Below are 26,764 nucleotides of genomic sequence, written 5' to 3' on the forward strand. Positions count from 1 at the left end.
TTAATTGTACAGCGTTGCGGCGTTTTATGTACGCTGTCACGTTTTTGTAAAGTATGGCTACGGTCGTTTTTTGAGGAGTCGATATGCAATACCTACATACCATGGTACGTGTTAGTGACCTAGATGCTTCGCTACGTTTTTACTGCGATCTGCTGGGCCTTAAAGAAGTCCGTCGTAAAGAAAACGAGAAGGGCCGCTTTACGCTGGTGTTCCTTGCCGCCTCCTTTGATGAAGCGCGCTCGGCGCGTCTCACCGCTCCTGAGCTAGAGCTGACCTACAACTGGGATCCTGAAGAGTATACGGGCGGGCGCAACTTCGGCCACTTGGCTTACCGGGTCGACGATATTTATGCACTTTGCCAAAAGCTTCAAGACAACGGTGTAACCATCAACCGTCCGCCTCGCGATGGCCACATGGCGTTTGTAAAATCACCAGACGGTATCTCGGTTGAACTGCTGCAAAAAGGCGATGCACTCGAGCCACAAGAGCCCTGGGCGTCGATGGAAAATACCGGTAGCTGGTAGCTATTCCAGAAAGGTTATCAAACAAGGACGATTCACCATGACTATGAAAGGTTGGCGTTTATTGCCACTGCTCGCCTCCACTGTGCTCCTTTTAAGCGCCTGTAGCAGTGCGCCAGGGCCAAGCACATCGCCGCAAGGGCCGAGTGGTTCCTCGCTTTCGGGCGCGATTGTCGATCAGCGTTGGAATCTACTCTTGTTGGGCACCGATGAGCGGCTGTCGATGCCGGAAACGCCATTTTTCCAGATATCTCGTGATGGTAGCGTTAGCGGCCATGATGGCTGTAACCGCCTTACCGGTAAGGTGACGCTAGGGGAAAATCAGCGCATCGAGTTTAGCGAGTTGGCCACTACACGTATGGCATGCCCGCAAATGGATGATGCCAAACGCGTCACGGATATGATGGAAACCGCTTACCGTTACCTGATTGATCATGACCGTCTGGTCTTCTTTGGCCCGGATAGTCGGGTTTTAGGCGGTTGGCGCGAAGGCAATTAGATTCTACTGAAAACTATCTGCGCTCGACCATGCTGTGTTAAGAATTGACTCAAGGTACTCATTTACAACCCCGTAAATTCCGTCCTTTCGTCATTTTTTGCCTTGCCTGATCATCGCTCAATTAGTTTTTAGCTAGAATCTGATAGCAGTAATTAGTCCTCAAAAGGCGGGTTGAAGCGGGCGATAAAGCGCGCATCAATCCGCTTTTTCCATTCCCACACCCACCTGCCTGAAAAGCCGAGGGCACCTCGGCTGGCGATCGCGTGACCATCGCCGGTGCCGATCAATGCCAGTACGCGTTTGGGTGGTCGCCAGGTCGCCAGCGCTTCGCGGTGGCAGGCCCTGCGCAGGTTGTCCGCCAAGTGCGGCCCCATGCGTACAGCATAAACTCCCGCGTTGGGCAGGGGTGGATCTAACGCTGCGCAGTCGCCCGCCGCGAAAATGCCTGCTTGACCCACGACTTCCAGCGTCTTTTCTACTTGAATAAACCCCTGAGTATCCAGCGGCAGTTGGGTGTCATAAAGCCAGTTGTGGCCCACTGCGCCTGTCGCCCACAGCACGATGTCGCCGGGAATAAAGCCACCCTGGGTAGTGGATACACCCCCCTCAACCAGCGATTCCCCGCGCCGCTGAAGATGCACCTGAATACCTGCCCTGGCGAGGGCGCGCCGGAGCAGCCAGCGGGGCAGCCGTCCTGAGTCGGGCAGTAGCGTGCGCGATGCGCTGAGCAAGTGCCCCGACCAGTGAATATCCGGGCGTTGGTGGCGCAACTGAACTAGCACACTCAGCAGGGTTTCGCAGCCCGCTGCACCGCCGCCGACGCTCACCACGCGCTGGTCTCCTCCTTGAGGTAGCCGCTCAATGCCATCGCGCAGCGCCTGCCAGCGATGGTGTAGCGAGCCAAGCGGGCGCATAGCGAGAAGATGAGGAAGGTTGTTGCCATGCTGCGTAGGCAACGCCAGGGTTGAGCCGATGTTGAGGGAGGCTACGTCAAAGCTCAGCGCGTCGCCGTTGGCCAGTGTGACGTGGCGCGCTGCGGTGTCCAGGGCTACCACCGGCGCGGGCACAAACACTGCCCCTGCCCGCTGGCACAGTGCCGCGACGTCGATCTGGGTGTCGCGCAGTGTACATTCTCCCGCCAGCCAAGCCGGGACGCTGCCGGAGTACGCTGCTAAAGGACTATCGCTTACCACGGTGATCGCGATGGCCGGGTCGGGCTGCTTGGCAAAGGCTTCCAGCACAAAGGCGTGGGCATGACCCGCCCCAATGAGTAACAGCTTTTTGATAGGACAGGTCATTTTGCCTTGCCGCGACGCCAAGTGAAGTAGCGCTTCAGCAGTTTCAATACCCGTTCAGGCTTATGGGCGTTTTTCCATACGCCTGCGGTGGCTTTGGCTGCCTCGCCCAGCGTTGGGTAGGGATGAATGGTGCCCAGCAGCTTGTTGAGCCCCAGCCCATGTTTCATGGCAATAGTAAACTCGCCCAGCCATTCGCCGGCGTTTTCGGCAACGATCGTCGCCCCCAGGATTTTATCCTTGCCGGGCACGGTGAGCACTTTGATAAAGCCTGCTGTTGCGCCTTCGGCAATGGCGCGGTCACTCTCTCTCATGGCGTAGCGGGTGACTTCAAACGCGATCCCTTTTGCTTTGGCCTCTTTCTCATTCAATCCCACCCGTGCCACTTCCGGCTGCACATAGGTGACAGCGGGCATAAAGCGGTAATCTACGGCAAAACTCTTGAACTCACCAAACAGCGCATTGACCGCAGCGTGCCACGCCTGATGTGCCGCCGCATGCGTCAGTTGGTAAGGCCCGGCTAAATCACCACAGGCCCAGATATTAGGTAGGCTGGTTTGAAGACGCTCGTTAAGCTCTAATGTCCCCGCTTGGGTCGTCGTGAGCCCCAACGCCTCCAGCCCCAAGCCCTCCACATTGGCTTGGCGGCCCGCACTCACCATTAAGTAGTCAAAAGGAAGCAGCTTACGCTCGTCGTGATGCATGACCACCAGTTGATAGCCTGTCTCGTCGTTGAGAACCTCCAGCGCTTTGGCGTCGGTCATCACCTTGACACCTTCATCCGCCAAGGTCGTTTCGACCAGTTCGCCGACTTCCTGGTCCTCGCGGCCTAACAACTGAGGAAGTCCTTCGACCAGCGTCACTTGACTGCCCAGGCGGTTAAAACTTTGGCTTAGCTCGCAGCCAATGGCTCCACCACCGAGCACCACTGAACGTTTAGGCAGCTCCGTTAGTGACCAAAGGTTTTCAGAGGTCAAAACGGGCGCACTCTCAATTCCCGGCAGGGGCGGCACCCGAGGACGAGCGCCCGTGGCCAGAACGATATGGCGAGCGGTGAGGATTTGATCGCCCACCTGAATCTCCCATGGCGAGGTAAGTGTGGCGTGATCTTGGTACACCTCAACGCCTAGGCTGCGATAGCGCTCAACGCTGTCATGGGGTTCGATATCGCTAATCGCTTGATGCACATGCCCCATCACCTTGGCAAAATCAATCTGGGGTTCGTCGGCAGTTACCCCGAAGCGTGAGGCGTTGCGAATTTCGTGAGCGGCGCGGGCAGCGCGTATTAACGCCTTGGAGGGTACGCAGCCGGTATTCAGGCAGTCACCGCCCATCTTGTGCTTTTCAACCAGCGCTACTTTGGCGTTAACGGCGCTGGCGATGTAGCTGGTGACCAACCCCGCCGAACCGCCACCAATGACCACAATGTCGTAGTCAAAGCGCTTGGGCCGGGTAAAGCCTTGGTAGGCTTTGCGCTTTTGCACCAGCAGTACGATGCGCCGGGCAATCCAGGGAAAAACTGCCAGCAACGCAAATGAGGCCAATAGCGTTGGTGAGACGATACCCCCCAGGCTTTCAAGCTCTCCCAATTGGCCACCAGCGTTCACGAAAACGGCCGTGCCTGGCAGCATCGCTAACTGGCTCACCCAGTAGAACGTCACGGTTTTAATCCGGGTTAATCCCATGACCAAGTTGATCATGAAAAATGGGAATACCGGTACCAATCGAAGCATAAACAGATAAAAAGCGCCGTCGCGCTCTACGCCGCGATTGACCGCTTCAAACTGGCGCGGAAAGCGCTGCTCAATTGGGTGGCGAAACAGAAATCGTGAGAGTAAGAAAGCTAACGTCGCCCCCAGTGTGCTGGCGAAAGAGATAAACAACAGCCCCCAGCCCAGCCCAAACAGCGCGCCCCCCAGCAGTGTTAATAGTGTGGCCCCCGGCAGTGAAAGGGCGGTCATCACTACGTAAACGGCCAAAAAGAGGCCGGCCACCTGCCACGGGTTTTGGTTAAACGCGGCTTGAAAGTCGTTTTGGTAAGCCTTTAGGGTCTCTAGCGTGAACCATTGATGGGCGCCGCTAAGAAAAAACACGCCAATGGCAATGACGAGTAGCGCTGCAATAATCAAACGTTGTCGGGTCACGGTACGCTCCAGCGCCAGGGGTAAACGAGTGAGTGGTGCTCACTGAGTAGTAAGAGAGTCAGATTCCTTACACCGAAATCGCTAACGCTTTCCAGCGTTGCCAATCCTCGGGTCGGTCCACATCCCAAATAGTCGCCGGGTAAGCCGCGTTGAGCCCCAACGCCTCAATGCGCTGCCGCGTGGTTGTAAGTACGCTTTGGGTGCCCCAGGGAATGTCTTTAAAGAGTGTTGGGTAGTCTTGCTGGGTGCCAATAAAGCCGTAACCGCCGTCTTCGGCGGGTAAAATGACCACGTTGTGGCTGGTTAATTGTTGCGCACAGGTGGTAATCAGCGCACTGGTAATACTTGGGCAGTCACTGCCCATCAGCATGGCTGGACCCAGTGTACTCTTGAGGGCGTAACGAACGCGCGCCCCTAAGTCGCCATCCGGCTGGGCGCTTAAGATCAAGCCAAACTGCTCACGAAGCTCGATAAACAGTGGGTGTGCGTGATCAAGCGCGGTCCAAAGGGTGACTTGTTCTGCGGGTAGTGCTTTACACGCAGTCGCGACGCAGTGGCGCAGCAGTTCGGCATGGGCCTCAGCGGCGCCCTCACTGCCCAGCAGTGGGGCTAGGCGCGTTTTGGCCTGGCCTGCCAGAGGCGCCTTCGCCAGTAGATGGAGGTGGGGCAGCAGCCTGGTCTTTACCGGCGTTTCAGCGGGCATCACGATACTCCTTAATGAGTTGGGTTGCGCTAACGCCGCGCCAGTAGCGATAGCGCAGCCGCCACATCAGGCGGATCGTTTTCCAAGCGCCGTAGTGATCCCAGCGCCTGCCTGAGCTTACCACTTTCGCCTTTAAACAGGCGGGTCGAGACACCCGTTTGAGCCGTTTAGCGAGTTCGATATCTTCCATCAGTGGCTGCTCAGGAAAGCCACCTATAGCCTTGAATGCGCTGGCGCATACAAAGATGCCCTGATCGCCGGTCGCAATGCCGGTAAGCCGCGAGCGCTTGTTCATCATCCAACTGATGACCGGGAGCCAGCCGCTTCGGCCTGAGAGTTGAATATCAAAGCGCCCCCAGGCATGGGGCTTCATGGCATGCGGCTTCAAAGCATGGATAATCTGCTCAACGGCGTCCACAGGCAACTGAGTATCCGCATGCAGAAACAGTAACGTTGAAGCGCTAACGTGTTGCGCCCCTAAGTTCATTTGCACGCCTCGCCCTGGGGGGCTGCTGAGCACACGGTCAGCCAGCGATTTGGCAACGCGAACGCTGTCGTCACAGCTTTCGCCATCGACCACCACCACCTCTACCCCATGAGCACGCAGCGACTGCAGCGCTGTTAAATGCTGAGCCAGTGTTAGCGCTTCATTAAGCACGGGAACCACGATGCTAAGACGTGGAGGTTTTTCAGCCGAGCGCAATAACAGGTCCTCCCGCTGCGTTGGCATCTGCGTGGTCGTGGGTGACCAGTAGCGCTGGCAGGCCAGCTTCTCGCAGCTGGCTAAACACCAGCGATCGCATCTCTTGGCGCAGCGCTGTGTCCAGCTTGGAAAAAGGCTCGCCCAGCAGCACTGCTCGGGGTTTTGAAAGCAGCAGGCGCATTAACGCCACCCGCGCTTTTTGGCCGCCGGAAAGGGTGGCCGGATCGCGCTCTGCAAAGCCTGCCAGCCCAATCTGTTCAAGCGCGTGGGTGACTTGCTGGCGCTGATCACGGCTATGGCGAGGTAGCCCAAAACGCAAGTTGCCGCCGACACTTAGGTGCGGAAACAGCAGCGGGTCTTGAAACAGTAGCCCTATGCCACGCTTCTCAGCAGGTAGTTCCAGTAACTGATGTTCGCCCAGCCATACGTCGCCACTGGCGCTAAAGTCGCGCTCAAGAAAACCGGCAATATACGCCAGTAGGGTCGATTTTCCCGACCCGGAAGGGCCCATTACCGTCAGCACTTCACCAGGGGCAATCATGGCGTCTACCGCCAATAGCTCGCGGCCTGCCAAGGCTATTTTTATCTGTTCCAGACGCAGTGGCGCGGTTGATAAAGCGGTCACGGTGGCTCTCTCTTAGGTAGCGTGTTCACGGCGCTGCGCGCCCAGAAAGCGGGGCAGCGTTAGGGCAAGCATAAAGCCAATTAATGGCAAACCCGCTTGTACTAGCGCCCACACGCCGATTAAGCGTCGGTTGCTGCCCGCAGCAAGCGCAACGGCCTCCGTCGTTACCGTTGTGACACGCCCGGCCCCGAGTAGTTGAGTGGGCAGGTACTGGCCAATACTGACCGCTAAACCCACGGCAAAGGCCGTTAACAGCGGCGCTAATAGTAGCGGCAGGCGTACGCGCCAAAATGCAGCGCTGCGTGACACGCCCAATGAGCGTGCTACCTGCAGCCAGCGAGGATCCAGTTGGCGGTACGCCTCGGCTAACGAAAGATAGACATAAGGTAGTACAAACAGTAAGTGGCCCGCGATAACGAGGCTTAACTGAGGACGAATGCCCACGCTTTCAGCCGCGACAATCAGCCCAAAAAGAAAGGCGATTTGCGGCACCAGCAGCGGTAAGTAGAGCAGCCACAGAGCCCGTTTGGGCTGAAGGTGCTGGCGGTGCTCGTTCTCTAGGGTGGCGAGTACCAGCGCGGTGGCCAGCGTCGTGGAAATAAGCCCAATCAGCGCTGTATTGAGCAGCGGTGACGCCAGCATAGAGCCACTGCGCTGCCAATGATCGAGTGTCAGCATCTGCGGCAGCACTTCAGGAAACCGCCAAAAGCCAGCCACAGAGAAAAGCCCCAAGCCGATCAGGGCAGCCAGTGCCGTACTGCTTGAAATCAGTAATGCTGAGCGGCCAAACAGCCGCAGTGCGGTCTCGCCACGCTGGCGACTGCCGTTGGTCAACCAGCCACGCGTTAGTGTGCAGATAAGTTGTTCCAGCAGCCACCAGCAGAGCAGCGCAGCGAGCGTAATGCCAAGTTGCAGCACCGCCGCTGACGAAGCCATAAAGCGGTGGCTAATATCGGGGTCGTTAAACCAGCCAAGAATCGACACGCTGAGCGTGGGGGGAAGCGTTGGGCCCAGAATCAGCGCCATATCGACGACCGACGTGGCATAGGCGATCACCGCATACACCGGCAGGCGAATCAGCGGATAAAGCGAGGGCAGTACGGTTTTTAGCCACGCTATCGTCGGTGAATAGCCCAGCGACCGCGCTAGCATTAAGCGCTTTTCAGGTGCTAGCTGCGGCAGCGCTGCAAGGCTCATCAATAGAAGAAAGGGCACCTCTTTCAACACCAGTCCGGCCATCAGGGAAAGCCCCCAGGGATCATTGACGATCAGTGCATCCGGCGGACGCTCCCACCCCGTCAGTGAGGGCGATATCAGCCTCGCCACAAGGCCTGAAGGGGCAATCAAAAAGGCAAATCCAAAGGCAATAGCGGCATGGGGAATGGCGAGCAGCGGTGAGACCAGCCGCCGAATACCACGATCTAACCAAGTGCCTCGACTGGCCGCCAAAAACAGCACTACCATCATTAGCGCGATGGCGGTGCTCACTAACCCGCTGGCAAAGCTGATGGCTACTGATCGCTCTAGCCCTGGCTGGGCGAACAGCATCTGCCAGGGGGCTAAACTAACGCTATCACCGCCTAGCGCGGGCAGGTAGCCAAATGCTGGCAGCAGAACCATCAGCAACCCTGCGCCTACCGGCAGTACGAGCAGGGCAATGATGAGTGCCGGGGCCAGTCGCAGCATGGTCTAGTTAACGCCGTAACGCTCAAGCCATGCGTCTTGCAGGGCGGTCATCCAACTGGGGTGCGGCTCGGGTAGCGTGTTTGATAGCGCATCCGCCGCTAGCTCAGAAGGGTGCCGGTCACTCTGTTCAAACAGGGCCTGATCAGCCGCTTCTAACTGATCGATATCCAGTACGCTGCGGTCTCCCCACATCGCCAGCGACTGTTTTTCGGCCTGGGCTTGCGGTGAAAGCAGAAAGTCGGCGAGTACCATGGCACCGGCTTTATGGGGCGAGTTGTAGGGAATGGCCACAAAGTGAACGTTCCCCAACGTGCCGCCTGCCAGGACGTAGCTGCGCACGCTTTCAGGCAGTTCATACTCCATGACGGCCACGGCGGCATCGGTAGGGTAGAACGAAAACGCCAAGCTCAACTCGCCATCGCTCATCAGCGTGCGCAAATGAGGGCCTGAGTCGGGAAAGGTTCGCCCGCTGCGCCACAGGTGAGGGTGCAGTGCATCCAAGTATGCCCATAACGGCGCTGTTACGGCGTCGAAATCGCTCTCTGAAACCGGCTGATACAGCGCCTCATCCCTATCGGTTAGTTCAATCAGCGCCTGCTTTAGGAAGGTGCTGCCGGTGAAGTCGGGAATGCGGGGATAGCTGAATTGGCCTGGATTCGCTTCGGCCCATGGAAGCAGCGCCTGCATATCCTGGGGCGGTGTTTCGGTTTGAGCGCTGTCGTAATAGAAGGTGATCTGCGCTTTTCCCCATGGCGACTCATAGCCCTCGGTGGGTAGCGTAAAGTCGGTGACCACCTCCGGGTTTTCGGTCGCGTTGGTGAGGCCAAAGTTGGGCAGTGCCTCGGCGAAGGGGCCAAACAGCAGGTCGCTTTCGCGCATAGCGGCAAAGTTTTCGCCGTTGATCCAAATCAGGTCGATACTGCCATCATCGTGGTTCCCCGCCTGTTTTTCCGCCAGCACCCGCGCCACTGCACTGCCGGTATCGTCCAGTTTTACGTGCTCAACCTCGATGCCGAACTGTGCCTGCATCTGCTGCGCCACCCAGTCGATATAACGATTGGTGCGCGTATCGCCACCCCAGGCATTCCAGTAAACGGTTTGGCCTTCGGCGTCTGCTACCACGCTTTGCCAATCACTAGGGGCAGGGTTGGCCATGGCAGGCAGCGAAAGGGCTATCAGCGCTGAGGCAAGCGTCGCGGTATACGTTGTGGTAAGCGTCTTACCCAGGCAGTAACGGTTAATCGGCATCGCACACCTCATATCAGTAATGAAAAACGTTATAGGGAGGCTTGCAAGCACTGAAGCTCACTATGCACGTGGTCAATAATCGGCAGCGAGAGGTAGTGCTCAACGCGGTCGCGCACGTGGTCAATCACTGTGGGGTCGGTGAGTTCTGCCGACCAATCTTCACCGAGCTGCAGGGCATCCTTGGCGTTTAAGTGCTGGGCGCGCCATTTAGCACACCACGTCAGCGACCAAAGCCAGGTGGCCCGGCGGCAGGCGACCAGTGTGTCGGTATCTGGAGACACTTCAATGGCGGCTTGCCAGCGGCGGTAAAAATGAATCACGTCGCTTAGCGATAGCTCGGCTTGGCTGTTGATATCCCAGGTGGTCGAGGTGTAGAGCGAGGTGTGGGCCAGGTCGATCCCTGGAAGGCCGTAGCGGCACTTCTCTAAATCCACCAATACGGCGCGGCCATCATCACGGATCAAGAAGTTGCCGGGATGCGTATCAAAGCTAATCAGCGTAGGGGTGGCATCGCTTAGGTGGGGTGGGAGGAGATCCAATTCCTGCTTAATGCGTTGAGTCACTTTGCTGGAAAGCTGCGCATCCCCTAACCAGTTAGCCTGCTGGCGCACTTCATCGACCATCGCCTGCCATGGGTTTTCAGGCGCGAGCAGAGGTGCCCGTGCCGGAACACTAGGCAGCGGTTGACCATGTAAGCTCGCGAGAGCATCGGCGATGGCGGGCAAGTCTTCAGGTAGTTTGGCCAAGCGGCCACGGATCGCCTCAACCAACAACCCGCCACGGGGCAGCGATTCGCTTGGTGGCAGGGTGTCATACAGCACAGGCGTATGTCCGCCAGGGCTAGAGCGCTGATAACAGGCGGCCTGATAGGCAAGGTTCGCTTCCGGAGGCAGGTTCATCTGGCTCTGTTTCGGTAGCCGCGCCACCCAATCATCGCCATCGGTGCGATGCACCCAGACATGATCATGAGCTAGCCCGGTATCCGCCATTGGCGAAAGCTCTCGGTACGCAATCCCGGCCCGCTCAAGTTCGGTCGCCAGCGCTTCTAATCGCGCCACAGTTGGTGTCGGCATAGAGCAGTCCGTATTGTTGCTGAATCAGCGATGCCACGTCGTGGCTGTTCTTGTACCAACTTTACACGTTTCGTAAGAAAAAGTGATTAAGACTGATTAAAACAGAGCAGAAGGCGCTATACATACCAGACAGAGAGCTCACATAGTGCCCCATAACGCAAAGCGCCCACCTTATGATGCGGTGGGCGCGTAAGCTAAAGACCGTTATTCACTTGCCTATCCAGGGGCGATAGGGCCGCCGCTGGAAACGAAAACAGCGATACTCAGCTTCGGTTCGTTGAAGCTACCACGTTTCGCGGTTGTTTTTCCGTAGTAAGACTGGCGCCAATCTCAATGATGCCGAGAATCACATGCGGCAAATAGACCGTATCCGCGAAGCCGAACAGCCACGGAGAAACCAGCAACAAAATACCGCTGATCAGATCCATGGTGAGGTGGAGTGGCATGGGGATCATGTGCATAAGCCCAAGCTCATACTTGGTCATAATGGCTGACGCTAGCATGACCACACCCAAGATGATCGGCACCCACTGAGCAGCGCCTCCCGTGGCGAAGCCGAGCAGGAAGGGAGCGACGATAAGCAGCAGGCCCATTAGATAATCGACCATCCCGTGTACCCGAGTTGAAATAAAGCGCATGGCTATCCTCCTTAATATGCCAAGTGGTTTAAATGCCGATTTAATACAGCATTAACCGACATCACTATTAACATAGTAAAGGAGGTTTGGGTTTCCAGCGGTAAGCATGCTTTTTGGCAGGTAATTGCTTAATTAAAAAGGATTTATAACATTCGTTAATGGGCGGCACCGCTAAGCACCGCCCTTTTTAGCTGCACGCTATGAAAGTGTTATTACAACGCCTCGATCTTCGCCCGTTGCTCTTCCAACAACTGTTTGGCAGCTTGGAACTCGGCCAGCTTGCCGCGCTCTTTATCGACCACCGCAATCGGTGCTTTGGCGATAAAACCATCGTTATCGAGTTTTTTCTCGATGCCGCCGATCAGCTTGTCCTGCTTGTCGATCTCTTTACTGAGGCGAGCGATTTCGGCGTCTTTGTCGATGAGATCCGCCATCGGCACCAATACTTCCATATCGCCTACCAACTGTGTGGCTGAGAGCGGGGCATCGTCTGGGTTTTCAAGCCAAGTGACGCTTTCCAGCTTGGCGAGTTTGGAAAGGAAGTGGCGGTTGCTCTCTAGGCGCTCGGCGTCTTCGGGCTTACCTTTGGTCAGCAGCACGTCGAGGGGTTTGCCAGGGGCGATGTTCATTTCGGCGCGGATGTTACGCACGGCGATAATGACGCCTTTGAGCCACTCGATATCCAGGCTGGCCTGCTCATCGATTTTGCTCTCATCGGCTTCTGGCCAAGCTTGCAGCATGATCGATGCGTCGTCACCCATAAACACACCTGCCAGCGGCGAGACGCGTTGCCAGATCTCTTCGGTGATGTAGGGCATCATCGGATGGGCCAAGCGCAGGATAGCTTCAAGTACGCGCACCAACGTGCGGCGAGTGCCGCGTTTGGCTTCGGCCGTCGCATTTTCGTCCCACAGTACGGGCTTGGATAGTTCCAAATACCAGTCGCAGTACTCGTTCCAGATGAATTCATACAGCGCTTGGGAGGCGTGGTCAAAGCGGTACTCGTCCAGCGCCTTGGTGACCTGGGCTTCGGTTTTCTGTAGCTGCGAGATGATCCAGCGGTCAGCCAGGGAAAGCTCAACTTCGTCTCCGTTAGTGCCGCAATCTTCGCCTTCGGCATTCATCAGCACGTAGCGTGAGGCGTTCCACAGCTTGTTGCAGAAGTTGCGATAGCCGTCCAGGCGGTTCATATCAAACTTGATATCACGCCCCGTGGTGGCCTGGGAAAGAAACGTAAAGCGCAGCGCATCGGTGCCGTGGGCTTCGATGCCGTCTTTAAATTCGTCCTTTGTGGCTTTGGCAATCGCCTTGGCCTGTTTCGGCTGCATCATATTGCCGGTGCGCTTTTCGAGTAGCTCTTCCAGCGTAATACCGTCGATCAAGTCGATAGGATCGAGCACGTTGCCCTTGGATTTGGACATCTTCTGGCCCTGGCCGTCGCGTACCAAACCGTGCACATAAACCGTCTTAAATGGCACCTCTTTGGTGAACTTCAGGGTCATCATGATCATCCGGGCTACCCAGAAAAAGATGATGTCAAAGCCAGTGACCAGCACACTAGAGGGATGGAAGGTCTCAAGCTCTGGGGTTTTTTCCGGCCAGCCGAGAGTACCGAAGGTCCATAATCCCGAACTAAACCACGTATCGAGTACGTCTTCATCCTGCGTCAGCACGACATCGGGTTCGAGTGCATGCTTCTCGCGGGCTTCTTCTTCGCTACGGGCAACGTAAACATTGCCTTCCGCGTCGTACCAAGCGGGAATGCGGTGGCCCCACCACAGCTGGCGGGAAATACACCAATCCTGCAGGTCACGCATCCAGGCGAAGTACATGTTTTCGTAGTTTTTAGGCACGAACTGGATATCGCCGTTTTCCACCGCTTCGATGGCGGGCTTGGCGAGGCTTTCCACCGCCACAAACCACTGGTCGGTTAGCAACGGCTCAATGACATCGCCAGAGCGATCACCATAGGGCAGGGTGTTGTTAACGGCTTCGACTTGCTCCAGCAGGCCCAGCGCATCCATATCGGCAACGATCTGCTTGCGCGCTTCAAAGCGGTCAAGCCCTGCGTATTTGGCGGGCAGCGTGGCGTCTTCGTCGAGCTGGGGTTGACCTTTTAGATTGAAGATCTCAGCTTGCTCAAGAATCGTCGCATCTTTGGAGAGGACGCTGATCAGCAGATGGTTCTGGCGCTTGCCGACCTCGTAGTCATTGAAGTCGTGAGCCGGGGTGATCTTGACGCAGCCGGAGCCTTTCTCCATATCGGCATGCTCATCCGCCACTACCGGAATACGGCGGCCTACCAGCGGCAGTTCGATAAACTTACCGACCAGCGAGGCGTAGCGCTCGTCTTCTGGATTAACCGCCACACCGGTATCACCCAGCAGGGTTTCCGGGCGAGTGGTGGCGACCACCAGGTAATCCTTGCCATCGGCGGTTTTAACACCGTCCGCTAGCGGGTAGCGGAAGTGCCAGAAGCTGCCTTGCTGCTCTTTGTTTTCGACTTCCAAATCAGAAATGGCGGTGTGTAGCGTCGGGTCCCAGTTGACCAACCGCTTGCCGCGGTAGACCAGCTTTTCTTCGTGCAGGCGCACGAACACTTCCTGCACCGCTTTATAGAAGCCGTCGTCCATGGTGAAGCGCTCGCGGCTCCAATCCACGCTGGCGCCCATGCGGCGCAGCTGGCGGGTGATATGGCCCCCAGACTCTTCTTTCCACTCCCACACCTTGTCGATAAATGCATCGCGGCCAAGGTCGTGGCGGGTCTTGCCCTCTTCAGCCGCTATTTTACGCTCGACCAGCATTTGCGTGGCGATACCCGCATGGTCGGTGCCTACCTGCCACAGGGTATTGTTGCCCTGCATCCGTTTCCAGCGCGTCAGGGTATCCATGATGGTGTCCTGGAACGCGTGGCCCATGTGCAGGCTGCCGGTCACATTGGGCGGGGGAATCATGATCGAAAAGGGCTCGCCCTGGCCGGAAGGGGCGAAACGGTTGTCGGCCTCCCAGCGCTCGTACCAGCGGGTTTCGATCTGTTCGGGTTGGTAGGTCTTTTCCATGGAGAGTCGGCTCACGGCTGGCAAGAAATGTGAAATTGTATAGCGCGAGAGTATACAGCGTGAGTGCCGGGGTCGTCAGGTGCTACTCACGCTCGTTGTTAATGTTAACGGTTGCCGCGCACCGTCTTTACAAGGTGCTGATGCGAAGAAAAACCGCGCATGGCGATGAGCCCCAGGATAGGACCCGGCACTAGCCACCAGATCACCGCCAGCGACTGGCTCGACCACAGCGCGGTAACCAGCGCAATCGAAGGAATGGTGAGCCCAAAGCCGATAGCGTTCATCATCGCCAGCGCTGCCCCCAGACGCTCGGGTGGGGCGGTGGCCGATGCCAGCGCTGAAAACTGAGCAGAATCGGCAATCACGCTAACGCCCCATACGCCGAGAAGCGCTAGCAACAGCCAGGGCGATGCGCTGCCCAAAAGCGGATAAACCAAACACAACGTGCCCGAGACAGCCAACGCCACGCAGGCTACGCGGTCGCTGCCAATGTGACGGCTCCATTTGCCCGCGAGTACGCAGCCGGGCAAGCCTAACGCAATAACGGCAAAGCTTAGCCATGGCTGGGCGCCGTTGGCAGCGCCAAGACGTTCCAATTCCCTAGCGACCAGAAACGGCACCAGCGCCCACAGCGCATACAGCTCCCAACAATGGCCGAAATAACCTAGCGCGGCGGCGCGAAAACGCGGCTGTTTAAACGCGGCCAGCCCTGCCCAAGGGCGCCCGCTTTTGGCGGTGGCCGGGAGGTGCGGGCCAACGCCCAGTTTGAAAATCATCAGCGCGGCGATCAGCGCCAACAATGAGGCCAGCAGCAGCGGCCACTGCCAGGGCAGGTGCAGCGTTAACCCGCGCAGCAGGTGCGGCGAGGCAATGCCCAAAGTCAGCATGCCCACCAGCCAGCCCAGCGCTGCCCCGGCGTGGCTGGGAGTCCAGCTCACCACCAGTTTCATGCCGAGCGGGTAGATGCCCGCCAAACAGAGTCCCGTCGCAAAGCGCGCTACGGCTGCCAGCGTGACGCTCTCGGCGACGCCGATAAAGGCGGCGTTGATCAGTGCGCCAAGAACGGCAGAAAACGCAAACAGGTGGCTGGCACGAATTCTGTCAGCAAGGCCGGTGGTGGCGATCAGCAGCGTGCCGCTAATAAACCCGGCCTGAACGGCGATAGTGAGCAGACCTAAATCGCTTTCGCTGAGGCCCACGGCCTCCTGAAGTGCTAAGCCAACGCCATTAACGCTAAACCACAGTGAGGTGCCAAACAGTTGGGCGATAACAATAACGGCTAAAGGGTAGCGCGTGAGCACGTTGACGTCTCCATGGATGCGAATAGCGCGGCAAGGCCCCGCTTATGGTAATCAACAATTTGCCGTTACGACGAATTTTTTGAAAATAGCATTGTCGGACCACAAGACCCGTCAGGATTTCGTCGGGCAGGAAATACAAATTTGTAAGTAATTGGAGTCTTTATGCACGTAGCTAAGCTTTTCGTTCCGGCAGTCGCAGCACTGGCATTCAGTGTCCCCGCCATGGCCCAGCAGATGGGTGGCGGCACCCCAAGCGTCGATGACCAAGTTAATCAACTCGACGAAATGGTGGATCTGGATGAAGGCCAGAAAGAAGAGATGAGCAACCTCTTGACCCAGATGCAAGATGAAATCAGTGGCAAGGAGCAGGAAGCCCAGCAACTTCAACAGCAACTCAGCGAGCAGGTTAAGCCCGATTACGATGAAGCTTCCATTCGTGCGGACGCGCAGCGTCTTGGTGACCTAACGGCCGAGATGACCGCTGATAGCGCCATCATACAGTCTCAGATCGAAGGTGTATTCACCCAGGAGCAGCGTGAACAACTGGATGAGGCCATAGCTCAGCAGCAGGAGCAAATGCAACAACAGATGCAGCAGATGCAGCAACAGGGCGGCTAAGGCGAAGACGCCTTGCAGGTAATCGAGAGCAGTGATGGAGAGCAGGTCAGGCTGACCGCCTGGCCGCACTGACCGCGATTGCCTAATGCTGTTGATGGCCCCGCCAAGTGCGGGGTCACGTCTTTATGGTATATGGTCTCCCCAGCCATTTACCCCAGCTTATGTGGCACGACCTCATGGCCCATTTCTTTATAGCGCTGCCAGCAGGCGCGTTTGGCGACCAGCACTTGTTGGTGCTGATTAATGATCTCGGCGATTCGCGCATAGCGTTCTACACCTTCGGGAATGTCGGGGTGTAGATTAAGCAGTGCGGTCTCTTCCGTGGGCACCGGCAGCTGCTGCCAGCCTAGCGTGATCGGTACGCTGGTGGCCATTTCGCTATCTTCCAGGGCGTGGGGCAAGTAGGCGTCCGGGCGAAAATTCCACAGCGCGCTATCGGCCTGCTCGGCGAGGGCTCTGTCTTCGCAGTGCAGATGCAGGCGGTAGCCTTTACGCCAGATGGTCTCGGCCAGTTTGCAGGCAAACTGCAAGCGCGCCTCCAAGGTCGTATCGGGCAGAATATAGAAATCAATACGTGCCATCGGCGGCTCCAGCGATTGCAGATAAATGTGCTACTTACAAACAGCGCCGCCGCAAACGTTGCGGCGGCGTTGAAAGGTGAAGCGTTGGTTTTAAACCCGCTTAAACCAGCTGGGTTAGCCAGCCGTACTTATCTTCACTGCGGCCGTACTGCAGGTCGAGCAGTTTGGTACGGATACGCATAGCGATTTCATTGTTGCCGCCCGCGGTGAGCTTGATACGCTCGTTTTCAGTGACCAGTTCACCTACCGGAGTGATCACTGCAGCTGTGCCGCAGGCAAACACTTCGGTGATCTCGCCGGACGCCGCGCCTTCGCGCCACTCGTCAATGCTAATCGGCCGCTCTTCTGGCGTTAGACCTTCATCTTTGGCCAGCGTGAGTACGGAGTTGCGCGTGACGCCTTCGAGAATGGTATCGGTCAGGCGCGGGGTCACCAAACGGCCATCTTTGAAGACGAAGAACAGGTTCATGCCGCCCAGCTCTTCCACCCACTTGTTTTCAGCAGCATCGAGAAACGCGACCTGACCACACTGATGAGCTTCGGCCTCTTTCTGTGCTGCTAATGAAGCCGCGTAGTTACCGCCACATTTAGCAAAGCCGGTGCCGCCGGCGGCTGCACGCTTGTAGTTCGAGGAGAGCCAGATCGACACCGGGGCAATGCCGCCTTTGAAGTACGCCGCGGCGGGAGAGGCGATTACGTAGTAATCGACTTCCTGTGAGGGGCGTACGCCAAGAAATGCTTCAGAAGCGATCATAAACGGGCGCAGGTAGAGGCTGCACTCATCAGAGGCGCTGGCAGGCGTAGGTACCCAAGTCTGATCCTGGGCGAGCAGCGCTTTCAGCGAGCCGATGAAATCCTCATCGGACAGTTCCGGCAGCGCTAATCGGCGGGCGCTGCGGCGGAAGCGCTCGGCGTTTTTCTCGGGGCGGAACGTCCAAATCGAGCCGTCAGCATGACGGTAGGCTTTGATGCCCTCAAAAATCTCCTGGCCGTAATGCAGCACTGAGGAAGCGGGATCGAGCGTTAATGGGCCGTAAGGGCGCACCTGATGGCCGTGCCAGTCGGCGTCCACAGTCCAACGAATATGGGCCATGTGGTCGGTAAAGTAGCGACCAAAACCTGGGTTTTTAAGGATGTTTTCACGGATCTCATCGGCCGTCGGCTGGTTGGACGGCAGTATTTCAAAACGCGATTCTGACTGGTTATCTGAAGCTGTGGGCACGGCGTGTTGTCTCCGCTAGAGCCAGACCCCGAAGGGCAAAAGTAAGCAATGTGTGTAGCACAGCGTGTGCCCAAGGGCAGGGCGCACGCTTATGTGTTCAGGTTTAACGGTTGCCGCGCTGAAAGGCAACCGTTGAACGAGGGATCGTGATGCCGAGTGGTGATATTAGTCGTCGCTATTTTCTACCTGGGCATCGGTTTCACGGTCCAGCAGGTACTGGGTTAACAGCCCAACGGGGCGACCGGTGGCGCCTTTTTGCTTGCCTGAGTGCCAGGCGGTACCGGCGATATCCAGGTGTGCCCAGGGGAAATGATCGGCAAAGCGCGATAAAAAGCACGCGGCGGTAATCGTACCTGCGGGGCGGCCGCCAATGTTGGCCAGATCGGCAAAGTTGGAATCCAACTGCTCTTGGTATTCATCCCACAGCGGCAGGTGCCAGGCGCGATCCCATGCCCCTTCGCCTGCATCCAGTAGATCCAGCGCTAGGTCGTCGTCGTTGGAGAGCAGGCCGGTGGCGTGATGGCCCAGGCCGACAATTACTGCGCCGGTAAGAGTGGCGATATCGACCACGCTGGCGGGAGTAAAGCGCTCGGCGTAGGTCAGCGCGTCGCACAGTACCAGACGGCCTTCGGCGTCGGTATTGAGTACTTCGACGGTCAGCCCTTTTAGCGTTTTGATGATATCGCCGGGCTTGGTGGCGCGGCCGTCGGGCATGTTTTCGGCGGCGGCGACGATAAACACCAGATTGAGCTTCGGCTTGATATTCAACACTGCTTTGACGGTGCCGAATACGCTGGCAGCGCCGCACATGTCGAATTTCATTTCGTCCATGCCTTCGCCGGGCTTGAGCGAAATACCGCCGGTATCAAAGGTTATGCCTTTGCCGATCAGCACATGTGGGGCTTCATCGACGTTGTCGGCGCCTTGGTACTTCATAACGATCAGGCGTGTCGGTTCCTTACTGCCGCGCCCTACAGAAAGCAGCGAGCCTGCACCCAGGGCTTCCAGCGCTTCTTCATCGAGAATGTCGACCTCAAGTGCGCCCTTTGAATCGCGGCCCAGCTGCTCTGCCTGATCGGCTAAATAGCGAGGCGTACAGATATTGGCAGGCAGGTTGCCCAAGGTGCGCGTGTAATTGATGCCTTGACCAATCGCGTTGCCTATTAAGGCGCCCTGCTTAACCTGCGAAACCGCGTCGGCATCGCTGATCATTAACGTCAGCTTGGCTAGGCTGAGGGCCGGGGCGGGCGATGATTTGAACTGATCAAAGCGATAAATGGCCCGCTCAGCCGCTTCCATCACCTTGCGCGCTTTCCAGGCCGGGTCGCGGTCGGCGAGAGGCACATCGCCGAATACCACGCTCGCTTCATCGATAGGCAGTTTGACTAACGCTGCCATGGCCGCATCCAGCGCCTTGATGAAGGCGGCTTCCTGGCATTTTTCGGGCTCACCCAAGCCCACTAGCAAGATGCGCTCAGCGCCCAGGCCCGGTGCAAAGGGCACCAATTGCACATTGCCCAGCGCGGCGTCAAAGTCACCGCGTTCCAGCAATTGGCCAATCAGGCGCTCGCTGGCGTCGTCCAGTTTGGCAACGGTGGGCAGAAGATCGCTACCTTTGAAAACCGGTACCAAAAGGCAGGCCGTTTCGGTTTTGGCCGGGTTCGCAGTCTGAACGGAAAATTCCATGACGGCTCCAACAAGACAAGCAGCGAGGGAATCGGGATAATGCCCCGTTGCTTTTGATTGTGAAAAGGGACTGAGAATAATTTGTTTAGTGTACCCAAGCCATTCGCTTATTGCATGGCATCCTGCACGACTAGCCGGAGAGCGCGTTGATTTTATTTCGATATCTAACTCGCGAAGTGTTACTCACCATGTCGGCGGTCGCTGGCATCCTGTTGCTGGTGATCATGGGCAGCCGCTTTATCCGCTATTTTTCGGACGCAGCGGAAGGCGATATTCCGGTCACCATGTTAGGCAGCCTCATGATGTTTCACCTGCCCGGCTTTATGGAACTGATTTTACCGCTGTCTTTTTTTCTGGGCATCCTGCTGGCCTATGGGCAGCTCTACATGAACAGCGAGATCACCGTGATGGTCGCTTGCGGGATGAGCCCTACGCGGCTGTTGAAAGTGACTCTACTGCCCGCCAGCGTGGTGGCGGTGCTGGTCGGTATTTGCAGTCTGTGGCTGACGCCCTATGGCGCGCTGCAAACTGAAACCGCGCTGGAAGAGCAGCGTAGCCGCCTGGACGTTTCCGTTCTGGCGCCGGGGCGCTTTCAGGAGTTTGGGGGTGGTCGTACCGCTTACATTGGTGGCTTTTCCAGCGATGGCACGGAAATGCAGGATGTGCTGGTGCACGAGCAGAACCAGTTGGGTGATGAAGGCACCCATGACTACGTGACCCGCGCTGCATCGGGCTTTCAGGAAACGCGGCTTGAAACCGGTAGCCGCTTTCTGGTGCTGGATGACGGCGAGCGTTACGGGGTGACGCCAGGCGATAAGAGCGCCGAGCGGCTCACCTTTGAGCGCTATACGCTGCGCCTGGGGCTAAATCGTGACCGGCAGGAGCTCGATTCTCTGGAGTACGCGACCACGCCCGCGCTATGGAATAATCCAAGCCCCCGCGCCCAGGCTCAATGGCAGTGGCGTGCGGGGCTGCCTTTAATGGTCTTTGTACTGGCCTTAATGGCGCAGCCGCTTTCCCGTGTCAATCCTCGCCAGGGGCGCTTTGGCAAACTGCTGCCCGCGGTCTTTTTATACGTCGCGTATCTCAGCCTGCTGCTGGCGGTGGTCGATGCGGTTGGCAGCGGTACTTGGTCCAGTATGCTGGGTGTGTGGCCGGTACATGGGCTGTTCTTAGGGTTGGGCCTGCTAATGCTGTGGCGCTCGCAACGTAAGGGGATGCGCTAATGGTGCTTGACCGTCTTGATCGTTATATCGCCCGCAACGTGCTGGCGGCCATTGTTGTCGTCCAGTTTGTGCTGCTCGGTTTGGATATTACCATTGCCTATATCGATGACTTAGGTGATGTACAGGCTGGCTACACTGCTCTGGACGCGTTGGTTTACCTGTTAATGCGCACGCCCTGGCGCTTTTATCAATATGCGCCGGTGGCAGTGTTAATCGGCGCGCTGATTGGTTTGGGCAGCATGGCGTCCAGCAACGAGCTCACCGTTATGCGTGCGGCTGGGCGCTCGCTGGCGCGCATTGTGTGGGGCGTGATGAAGCCGGTGCTGGTGGTGGTGGTCGTGGTGCTGCTGGTCGCCGAGTATGTGAGCCCGCGAACTGAGCAATACGCCGAAGCGTGGCGTCTGGAAAAACTCCAAGGCGAAGGCGCCATGCTGACCAGCCGCAGCGGCTGGCAGATCGAGGGTGATAGTGTCTACCGTTTTGGGGCGATCCGTGCGGATAACGTGGTGCTTGATTTAACCCGTTATCGCTTTGATGATCGCCAGCTAGTCGAAGCCACCTACGCACAGCGTGCCCGTTGGGAAGGCGATGCGTGGCGGTTGGAAAATGTGGCTACCACGCGCATTTTCGACGATCACACTGAGTCGGACCAGGCGGCCAGCATGGATTGGGACACTGCGTTTACCCCCACCCAACTGGAGCGATTGCTGCGCGATATTGAGAGCCAGGCACCCAGCGAGCTTTGGGCCTATGCCCAGTTCCTTGAGGAACAGAACCTGCAGAATGACCAGGCGCTGCTGTATTTTTGGCAGAAGATGCTGATGCCGCTCACCATGGGTTCGCTAGTGCTGATTGCAGCTTCCTTTGTGTTTGGCCCGTTGCGCACCGTGGCCGCAGGTACGCGCGTGTTTTACGGCGTGGTCACCGGGCTGAGCTTCAAGTATGTACAGGATCTGCTGGCGCCCGCCTCGACAATCTTTGGTTTTTCCCCCGTGTGGGCCGTGCTGGTGCCAACATTGGCGTGTGCCGGGGTAGGGATCTACTTTCTACGTCGCAACGGTTAGGCGTAGTTTGCTAAGCCAAAAAATTTCATCACCGCCAAGTGGCAAGCAAGAACTAATAAGAGAGAACTATGCGAATACGACGCTTTGCTCAGTTGGACAGCGTATGGCCAGCGGGTCTTGGACGCCGCCTGGGTGCCATGCTCTATGACGGCTTTCTGGTCACCGCGATCTGGATAGCCGTGACCGTCGCGCATATGGTTTTTTTCCGCTATGTGCTTGGTCAGCAGCCAGAAGAGATTGGCACTACGGCCGGTGATATCTGGAGCCTGCGTCTCTTGCTGCTGTTTTTTGTCACCCTGTTTTTCGTTTTTTCTTGGTCGCGTGGGGGAATGACCTTGGGCATGCAGGCGTGGCGGTTGCGGGTGCAAACACTGGATGGCTATTCGCTGAATTTGAGGCAGTGCCTCATTCGCTGCGCGGTGGCGTGGCTCTCACTGCTGGCATTTGGTTTGGGCTACTTATGGGTATTGTTCGATAAACAGCGGCGCAGTTGGCCGGATATTGCTTCCAATACGCAAACGGTGGTTTTGCCGAAAAAATAATAGTTACTTGCGCAATGCCTTATGAAGGTAGAAAACATTGCTAAGCCAATAGGTTATCGTGCTTTGATTATTCTTTAAGACGAATAGATACCAACAAGCAGTCATTTCTACTTGAAAAGACCTATGCGAATCATTTACATTCACCTCATGACTTTTATGAGGTGTCGCCATGTACGTTTGTGTGTGCAAGGGAGTAACCGACCATCAGATTCGCCAGCACGTTAGCGACGGAGCGCGCAGCTGGCGAGAAGTACGCGAGGCAACCGGCTGCGCAACGCAGTGCGGTAAGTGCGCGTGCTATGCTAAATCTATTACCCGCGACGCCGTACAAGAAGCACGCCAAGAAGCCGATATGGGCCTTGCCTACGCCGTGTGACGCGAATCACTATTGTTAGGGTTACCTTTAGCAAATATATGATTTGCTTGAACTTTTAAATACCTTATCTATACTCTCAGGAAAGCTGGGAGTATAGCTATGTACGCCTATACCTCTCTCCAAACGTAACTGCTTGATCGCGTTATTAAAGGCCAACTTAACCATTGGCATATACATTAGCATTACAGTAGAAAAGGTGACGTCATGAAAGGTGATACTAAAGTTCTTGAGCATCTCAATAAGGCGCTCGGCAACGAACTGGTTGCGATTAATCAGTACTTTTTACATGCCAAAATGTACAAGGATTGGGGTCTGAAAGCGCTGGCTAAGTGGGAATACGATGAATCCATCGAAGAGATGCAGCACGCTGACAAGATCATTGAGCGCATCCTGTTTCTAGAGGGCATCCCCAACCTGCAAGATCTTGGCAAGCTGCACATCGGCGAAAACGTCAAAGAGATGCTCGAAAGCGATCTGAAAATCGAGCACGACGGCCGCAATGACTACATCGAAGCCATCACCTACTGCGAGAGCGTTAAAGATTACGTTACCCGCGATATGCTGCGTGACTTGCTCGCCGATGAAGAGGGTCATATTGACCACATCGAAACTGAGCTGAAGCTAATCGAACAGGTCGGTATTCAGAACTACCTGCAGCGCCAAATGCAGATGGCTGGCGAAGAGTGATCTCTCTAGCCAAGTCTGTTTGGTTGGCTTTTTAGTTCAGCTAAACGTGCAGAATAGAAAACGGGCAGCCACTTGGCTGCCCGTTTTCTATTGCTGGTATTTCCTCTCAATCACGCTATGAGCTGGTGGCTAGCGTATCGCCCGCCTTGCCTGTACCAAGCGCCTGTTCTGCAGGTTCATCAACCGCAAAGGTCGTGCGGCTCAAACGGCGTACACGCTTCATAAATAGCGCAATGCAGATAAGTGTACCCAGTGCCGCTACCACATAGCTCAAGTGCAGCGGTAGACCAAAACCGATAGGGGCATAGGCCAAGTAGGTAAAGGTAGCCATGGTCATAAAGGTGGCTGGGATTGATGTGATTAAGTGAGGTTTACGCGACAACACCAAGTACATGGTACCTACCCATAGCGCGATAACGGCGGTGGTTTGGTTCGCCCATGAGAAGTAACGCCACAGTAGCGTGAAGTCCATATGGGTTAATGCATAGGACACTACAAACAGCGGTAGAGCGACCATGACGCGCTTCATAATCGGCTTTTGATCGATCTTAATGTAATCAGCAATGATCATTCGTGCGCTGCGGAAAGCGGTATCGCCAGAGGTGATCGGCAACACAATAACGCCGAGTATGGCCAGGGTGCCGCCGACAGCGCCGAGCATGGTGGTAGACACCTCACTCACCACTGCAGCAGGGCCACCCGCCGCCAGCACATCGGCGAGTGACTGGTCGCCGTAGAACAGGCTCATCGCCGCCGCCGCCCAAATCATCGCAATGATGCCTTCGGTGATCATCATGCCGTAAAAGATTTTACGCCCATTGGTTTCATTTTCAGTCGTACGCGAAATAATCGGCGTTTGAGTGGCGTGGAAGCCGGAAAGCGCCCCACACGAGATGGTTAAAAATAGCAGCGGAAAAATGGGCGCGGCGTCAGGGTGCATGTTCTGGAACGAAAGCTCGGGGATGGGGGCGCCCGTTACAATCAGGCCAATACCAATACCCGCCGCACTAAACAGTAGTAATGCACCGAAGTAGGGATAGATACGGCCAATGACCTTATCAATCGGTAGCAGCGTGGCAATCAGATAGTAAATAAAGATAGCGACAATGATGAGTGTTAACGACAGCGACGTCATATTGGCCAGCAGCGCTGCGGGTGAAGTCACAAAAACCGTACCCACCAGAAGAAGCAGCAGAATCGCGAAGCCATTCACGACGTGCTTCATCGCTTTACCGAGGAACTTGCCTGCTAACTGTGGCAGGTGAGCGCCGTGGTTGCGAATCGAGATCATCCCGGTCAGATAGTCATGGACAGCACCAGCAAAGATGCAGCCGACCACGATCCATATAAAGGCAACAGGGCCATACAGTGCCCCCAGAATGGGACCGAAAATGGGGCCGACACCGGCAATATTAAGTAACTGAATAAGCGAGTTACGCGTGGTGTTCATCGGCACGTAGTCGATGTTGTCGCGCATGGTGAATGCTGGCGTACGTCGTTTGCGGTCTGTCACAAACACACGCTCAACGAACTTCCCATAGGTAAAGTAGCCCACTATTAGCAGCAGGATCGATACGATAAAGGTGATCATCTAAGGTACCTAGAGCAGTGAGGCGGATAGGCGAGCATGCTAATAGCACACAAGGAAAGGCTTCTTTAGCCATGGCGAATGTACAGATAAGCGCTATAAAATCACAGTTAGACTTTAGTTGGTTGCAGGCAAAAAACGGGCAGCTCAATGGCTGCCCGTTTTGTTTGTTAACAACGTTGGTTAATCTACGACTCAACCACGCCGCAGGCCATGCGGGTGCCGCCACCGCCCAGATGCGGCTCATCCTCGTAGGTATCACCGCCTTCATGAATCATGATACTGCGGCCAGGCATATCTTCCATGCTCAAGCGGGGCGCCAGTACCGGCAGGTTGGCTTCGCCATCCTCATTCACGGTCAGCACCGGTAGGTCACCTAAATGACCTTCACCATACGGGCCTTGGTGGGTGCCGGTTTCCTCGGGGTCATAGTGACCACCTGCGGACAGTGCAGCGGTCATTTCGCCACTGTCGTTTTCGGCAGGATCGCAGCTGGCGTTCTGGTGAACGTGAAAGCCGTAAACGCCGGGCTCAAGATCCGTCAGCGAGGGTGTCAGCAATAAACCGTGATCCGTATGTTCAAGGGATACGGTGCCAATAGACTCTTCACTTCCTTCGGTGCTGACTTTATGCATCTCCACATCAAGGGTTTCATTGGCCTGGGCCGACGATGTGGCGAGCAGTAATGAGGCAGCAATAGCAGTAAGTGGTGTTGAATAGCGCATAGAGTTTTCTCCTTCCGAATCCATGGAAACGCTGTAGCAGCGTTGCTTATTCAAGGTAGCTGCCGAGCGGTTTCTTCGCCAATTAACCCGACGGATGACATCGGCTCGTCAAGCCGCGACAATAGCCGCCTATTTTTATACTGATATGTTAGTCACCAGCTGTTACCAGGGAGCGTTATGACGCCACTCAACATCCTCTATCAGGATGAGTTTCTCGTTGCAGTGTATAAGCCGTCAGGCCTATTAGTGCACCGCTCGGCGTTAGCGCGTGGCGAAACTGAATTTCTGCTCCAGCGGCTTCGCGACCAGCTCGGTAAGCGGGTGTATCCCGTTCACCGGTTGGATCGACCGACGTCAGGTGTGATCGTTTTTGCGCTCTCTTCAACGGTGGCTGGCCTGCTCAGCGAAGCCTTTAGCGAGCGTCAGGTAGAAAAGCGCTACCTGGCGGTGGTGCGGGGTAAAGCACCGGAGAGCGAACGTTTGGATTACCCACTGCGGGAAGAGGATGGCTCGCGGCCTAAAGCTGAGATGCCTGCCATGCCTGCGATGACCGATATTCGCCGTCTGGATAGCGCTGAGTTGCCGGTACAGGTCGACCGTTACCCAGTGGCGCGTTACTCCCTGGTAGAGGCTCGGCCATTGACGGGTCGGCGCCACCAAATTCGTCGTCATCTTTCACGGCGGGGCTATCCCATTATCGGCGATGCGAAACACGGTAAAAGTGTTCACAACCGCTTTTTTGCCGAGCAGTTGGGCGCGCCGCGCTTACTGCTGGCCGCCACCTATTTAGCCTTTGACCATCCGCTGTTGGCCAAGCGTGTACAATTGAGCTGCGCCTTGGACGAGACCATGATCGCGCTGTTTCATCACCTAGGCTGGGCAGGGCATTTGCCGCTGGATAGCGTACGAACGCCGCCTCTTGCAACGCCTTCCGCTCTCCAAGCACTGTGAGTC

General features: G+C 56.5%; 25 protein-coding genes. 9 read left to right on the forward strand and 16 right to left on the reverse strand.

Features of this window, described 5'->3' with window-relative positions; all coding sequences use genetic code 11:
- Positions 1-83 precede the first annotated feature (83 nt).
- Complete coding sequence (gene gloA / locus Q3Y66_RS02485) at positions 84-524, forward strand: lactoylglutathione lyase (RefSeq protein WP_008959851.1); 441 nt, start codon at positions 84-86, stop codon at positions 522-524.
- 37 nt (positions 525-561) lie between these two features.
- The gene (locus Q3Y66_RS02490; RefSeq protein WP_008959850.1) at positions 562-1,020 is read left to right on the forward strand and encodes an META domain-containing protein; all 459 of its coding nucleotides are present in this window, start codon (positions 562-564) and stop codon (positions 1,018-1,020) included.
- Between the two features lie 152 nt (positions 1,021-1,172).
- On the opposite strand, the gene Q3Y66_RS02495 is transcribed toward Q3Y66_RS02490, so the two are convergent.
- From Q3Y66_RS02495 to Q3Y66_RS02545, 11 genes are all read right to left on the reverse strand, one after another.
- Positions 1,173-2,318 (reverse strand): FAD-dependent oxidoreductase, encoded by a 1,146-nt coding sequence (locus Q3Y66_RS02495; RefSeq protein WP_008959849.1) that lies wholly within the window; start codon positions 2,316-2,318, stop codon positions 1,173-1,175.
- A complete protein-coding gene (locus Q3Y66_RS02500; protein WP_008959848.1) occupies positions 2,315-4,459 on the reverse strand; it encodes an FAD-dependent oxidoreductase in 2,145 nt (714 codons plus the stop codon). Before Q3Y66_RS02500 ends, Q3Y66_RS02495 begins: the two co-directional genes overlap by 4 nt.
- Before the next feature lie 67 nt (positions 4,460-4,526).
- Positions 4,527-5,162 carry a TIGR04282 family arsenosugar biosynthesis glycosyltransferase gene (locus Q3Y66_RS02505; protein WP_008959847.1) on the reverse strand — a complete coding sequence of 212 codons (636 nt, stop codon included), beginning with the start codon at positions 5,160-5,162 and terminating at the stop codon, positions 4,527-4,529.
- Entirely contained in the window at positions 5,152-5,892 is a 741-nt protein-coding gene (locus Q3Y66_RS02510) for a TIGR04283 family arsenosugar biosynthesis glycosyltransferase (RefSeq protein ID WP_050805327.1), read from the reverse strand. The genes Q3Y66_RS02505 and Q3Y66_RS02510 overlap by 11 nt, the downstream gene beginning before the upstream one ends.
- Positions 5,852-6,490 carry an ATP-binding cassette domain-containing protein gene (locus tag Q3Y66_RS02515; protein ID WP_008959845.1) on the reverse strand — a complete coding sequence of 213 codons (639 nt, stop codon included), beginning with the start codon at positions 6,488-6,490 and terminating at the stop codon, positions 5,852-5,854. The genes Q3Y66_RS02510 and Q3Y66_RS02515 overlap by 41 nt, the downstream gene beginning before the upstream one ends.
- Positions 6,491-6,502: 12 nt before the next feature.
- Positions 6,503-8,176 carry an ABC transporter permease gene (locus Q3Y66_RS02520; RefSeq protein WP_008959844.1) on the reverse strand — a complete coding sequence of 558 codons (1,674 nt, stop codon included), beginning with the start codon at positions 8,174-8,176 and terminating at the stop codon, positions 6,503-6,505.
- Between the two features lie 3 nt (positions 8,177-8,179).
- Positions 8,180-9,424 carry an ABC transporter substrate-binding protein gene (locus Q3Y66_RS02525; RefSeq protein WP_008959843.1) on the reverse strand — a complete coding sequence of 415 codons (1,245 nt, stop codon included), beginning with the start codon at positions 9,422-9,424 and terminating at the stop codon, positions 8,180-8,182.
- Between the two features lie 29 nt (positions 9,425-9,453).
- The gene (locus Q3Y66_RS02530) at positions 9,454-10,497 is read right to left on the reverse strand and encodes an aminoglycoside phosphotransferase family protein (protein WP_008959842.1); all 1,044 of its coding nucleotides are present in this window, start codon (positions 10,495-10,497) and stop codon (positions 9,454-9,456) included.
- A 263-nt stretch (positions 10,498-10,760) separates the two neighbouring features.
- Positions 10,761-11,135: an SPW repeat protein gene (locus Q3Y66_RS02535; RefSeq protein ID WP_008959841.1), complete on the reverse strand. Its 375-nt coding sequence runs from the start codon at positions 11,133-11,135 to the stop codon at positions 10,761-10,763.
- A 212-nt stretch (positions 11,136-11,347) separates the two neighbouring features.
- Positions 11,348-14,194 carry a valine--tRNA ligase gene (locus Q3Y66_RS02540; RefSeq protein ID WP_008959840.1) on the reverse strand — a complete coding sequence of 949 codons (2,847 nt, stop codon included), beginning with the start codon at positions 14,192-14,194 and terminating at the stop codon, positions 11,348-11,350.
- Between the two features lie 104 nt (positions 14,195-14,298).
- A complete protein-coding gene (locus Q3Y66_RS02545) occupies positions 14,299-15,495 on the reverse strand; it encodes an MFS transporter (RefSeq protein WP_008959839.1) in 1,197 nt (398 codons plus the stop codon).
- Positions 15,496-15,657: 162 nt separating this feature from the next.
- Here Q3Y66_RS02545 and Q3Y66_RS02550 point away from each other — a divergent pair, with 162 nt between their 5' ends.
- A complete protein-coding gene (locus Q3Y66_RS02550) occupies positions 15,658-16,113 on the forward strand; it encodes a Spy/CpxP family protein refolding chaperone (RefSeq protein ID WP_008959838.1) in 456 nt (151 codons plus the stop codon).
- Between the two features lie 149 nt (positions 16,114-16,262).
- On the opposite strand, the gene Q3Y66_RS02555 is transcribed toward Q3Y66_RS02550, so the two are convergent.
- The 3 genes from Q3Y66_RS02555 to Q3Y66_RS02565 all read right to left on the reverse strand — a co-directional run bounded on the left by Q3Y66_RS02555 (position 16,263) and on the right by Q3Y66_RS02565 (position 19,602).
- A complete protein-coding gene (locus Q3Y66_RS02555) occupies positions 16,263-16,694 on the reverse strand; it encodes a DNA polymerase III subunit chi (RefSeq protein ID WP_008959837.1) in 432 nt (143 codons plus the stop codon).
- 100 nt (positions 16,695-16,794) lie between these two features.
- A complete protein-coding gene (locus Q3Y66_RS02560; RefSeq protein ID WP_008959836.1) occupies positions 16,795-17,916 on the reverse strand; it encodes a branched-chain amino acid aminotransferase in 1,122 nt (373 codons plus the stop codon).
- A 165-nt stretch (positions 17,917-18,081) separates the two neighbouring features.
- Positions 18,082-19,602, reverse strand: coding sequence for a leucyl aminopeptidase (locus Q3Y66_RS02565; protein WP_008959835.1), 1,521 nt, complete (start codon positions 19,600-19,602; stop codon positions 18,082-18,084).
- A gap of 146 nt (positions 19,603-19,748) precedes the next feature.
- Here Q3Y66_RS02565 and lptF point away from each other — a divergent pair, with 146 nt between their 5' ends.
- The 5 genes from lptF to bfr all read left to right on the forward strand — a co-directional run bounded on the left by lptF (position 19,749) and on the right by bfr (position 23,497).
- Positions 19,749-20,828 carry an LPS export ABC transporter permease LptF gene (gene lptF / locus Q3Y66_RS02570; protein ID WP_083832293.1) on the forward strand — a complete coding sequence of 360 codons (1,080 nt, stop codon included), beginning with the start codon at positions 19,749-19,751 and terminating at the stop codon, positions 20,826-20,828.
- Complete coding sequence (lptG, locus tag Q3Y66_RS02575; protein WP_008959833.1) at positions 20,828-21,892, forward strand: LPS export ABC transporter permease LptG; 1,065 nt, start codon at positions 20,828-20,830, stop codon at positions 21,890-21,892. Before lptF ends, lptG begins: the two co-directional genes overlap by 1 nt.
- 68 nt (positions 21,893-21,960) lie before the next feature.
- Positions 21,961-22,434 (forward strand): RDD family protein, encoded by a 474-nt coding sequence (locus Q3Y66_RS02580; protein WP_035564688.1) that lies wholly within the window; start codon positions 21,961-21,963, stop codon positions 22,432-22,434.
- Positions 22,435-22,603: 169 nt separating this feature from the next.
- Positions 22,604-22,810, forward strand: a complete 207-nt coding sequence (locus Q3Y66_RS02585; protein WP_008959830.1) for a (2Fe-2S)-binding protein — start codon at positions 22,604-22,606, stop codon at positions 22,808-22,810.
- 204 nt (positions 22,811-23,014) lie between these two features.
- Positions 23,015-23,497, forward strand: coding sequence for a bacterioferritin (gene bfr, locus Q3Y66_RS02590; RefSeq protein WP_008959829.1), 483 nt, complete (start codon positions 23,015-23,017; stop codon positions 23,495-23,497).
- A 115-nt stretch (positions 23,498-23,612) separates the two neighbouring features.
- Here the strand turns inward: bfr and Q3Y66_RS02595 are convergent, their stop codons facing one another.
- Both Q3Y66_RS02595 and sodC read right to left on the reverse strand, forming a co-directional pair.
- A complete protein-coding gene (locus Q3Y66_RS02595) occupies positions 23,613-25,088 on the reverse strand; it encodes a carbon starvation protein A (RefSeq protein WP_008959828.1) in 1,476 nt (491 codons plus the stop codon).
- A 185-nt stretch (positions 25,089-25,273) separates the two neighbouring features.
- Positions 25,274-25,810 (reverse strand): superoxide dismutase family protein, encoded by a 537-nt coding sequence (sodC, locus tag Q3Y66_RS02600; protein WP_008959827.1) that lies wholly within the window; start codon positions 25,808-25,810, stop codon positions 25,274-25,276.
- A gap of 177 nt (positions 25,811-25,987) precedes the next feature.
- On the opposite strand from sodC, the gene Q3Y66_RS02605 reads away from it, so the two are divergent.
- Positions 25,988-26,761, forward strand: coding sequence for a pseudouridine synthase (locus Q3Y66_RS02605; protein ID WP_008959826.1), 774 nt, complete (start codon positions 25,988-25,990; stop codon positions 26,759-26,761).
- The last annotated feature ends 3 nt before the right edge of the window (positions 26,762-26,764 follow it).

The sequence above is a fragment of the Halomonas sp. HAL1 genome (assembly GCF_030544485.1).
Taxonomy (GTDB): Bacteria; Pseudomonadota; Gammaproteobacteria; order Pseudomonadales; family Halomonadaceae; genus Vreelandella; species Vreelandella arctica.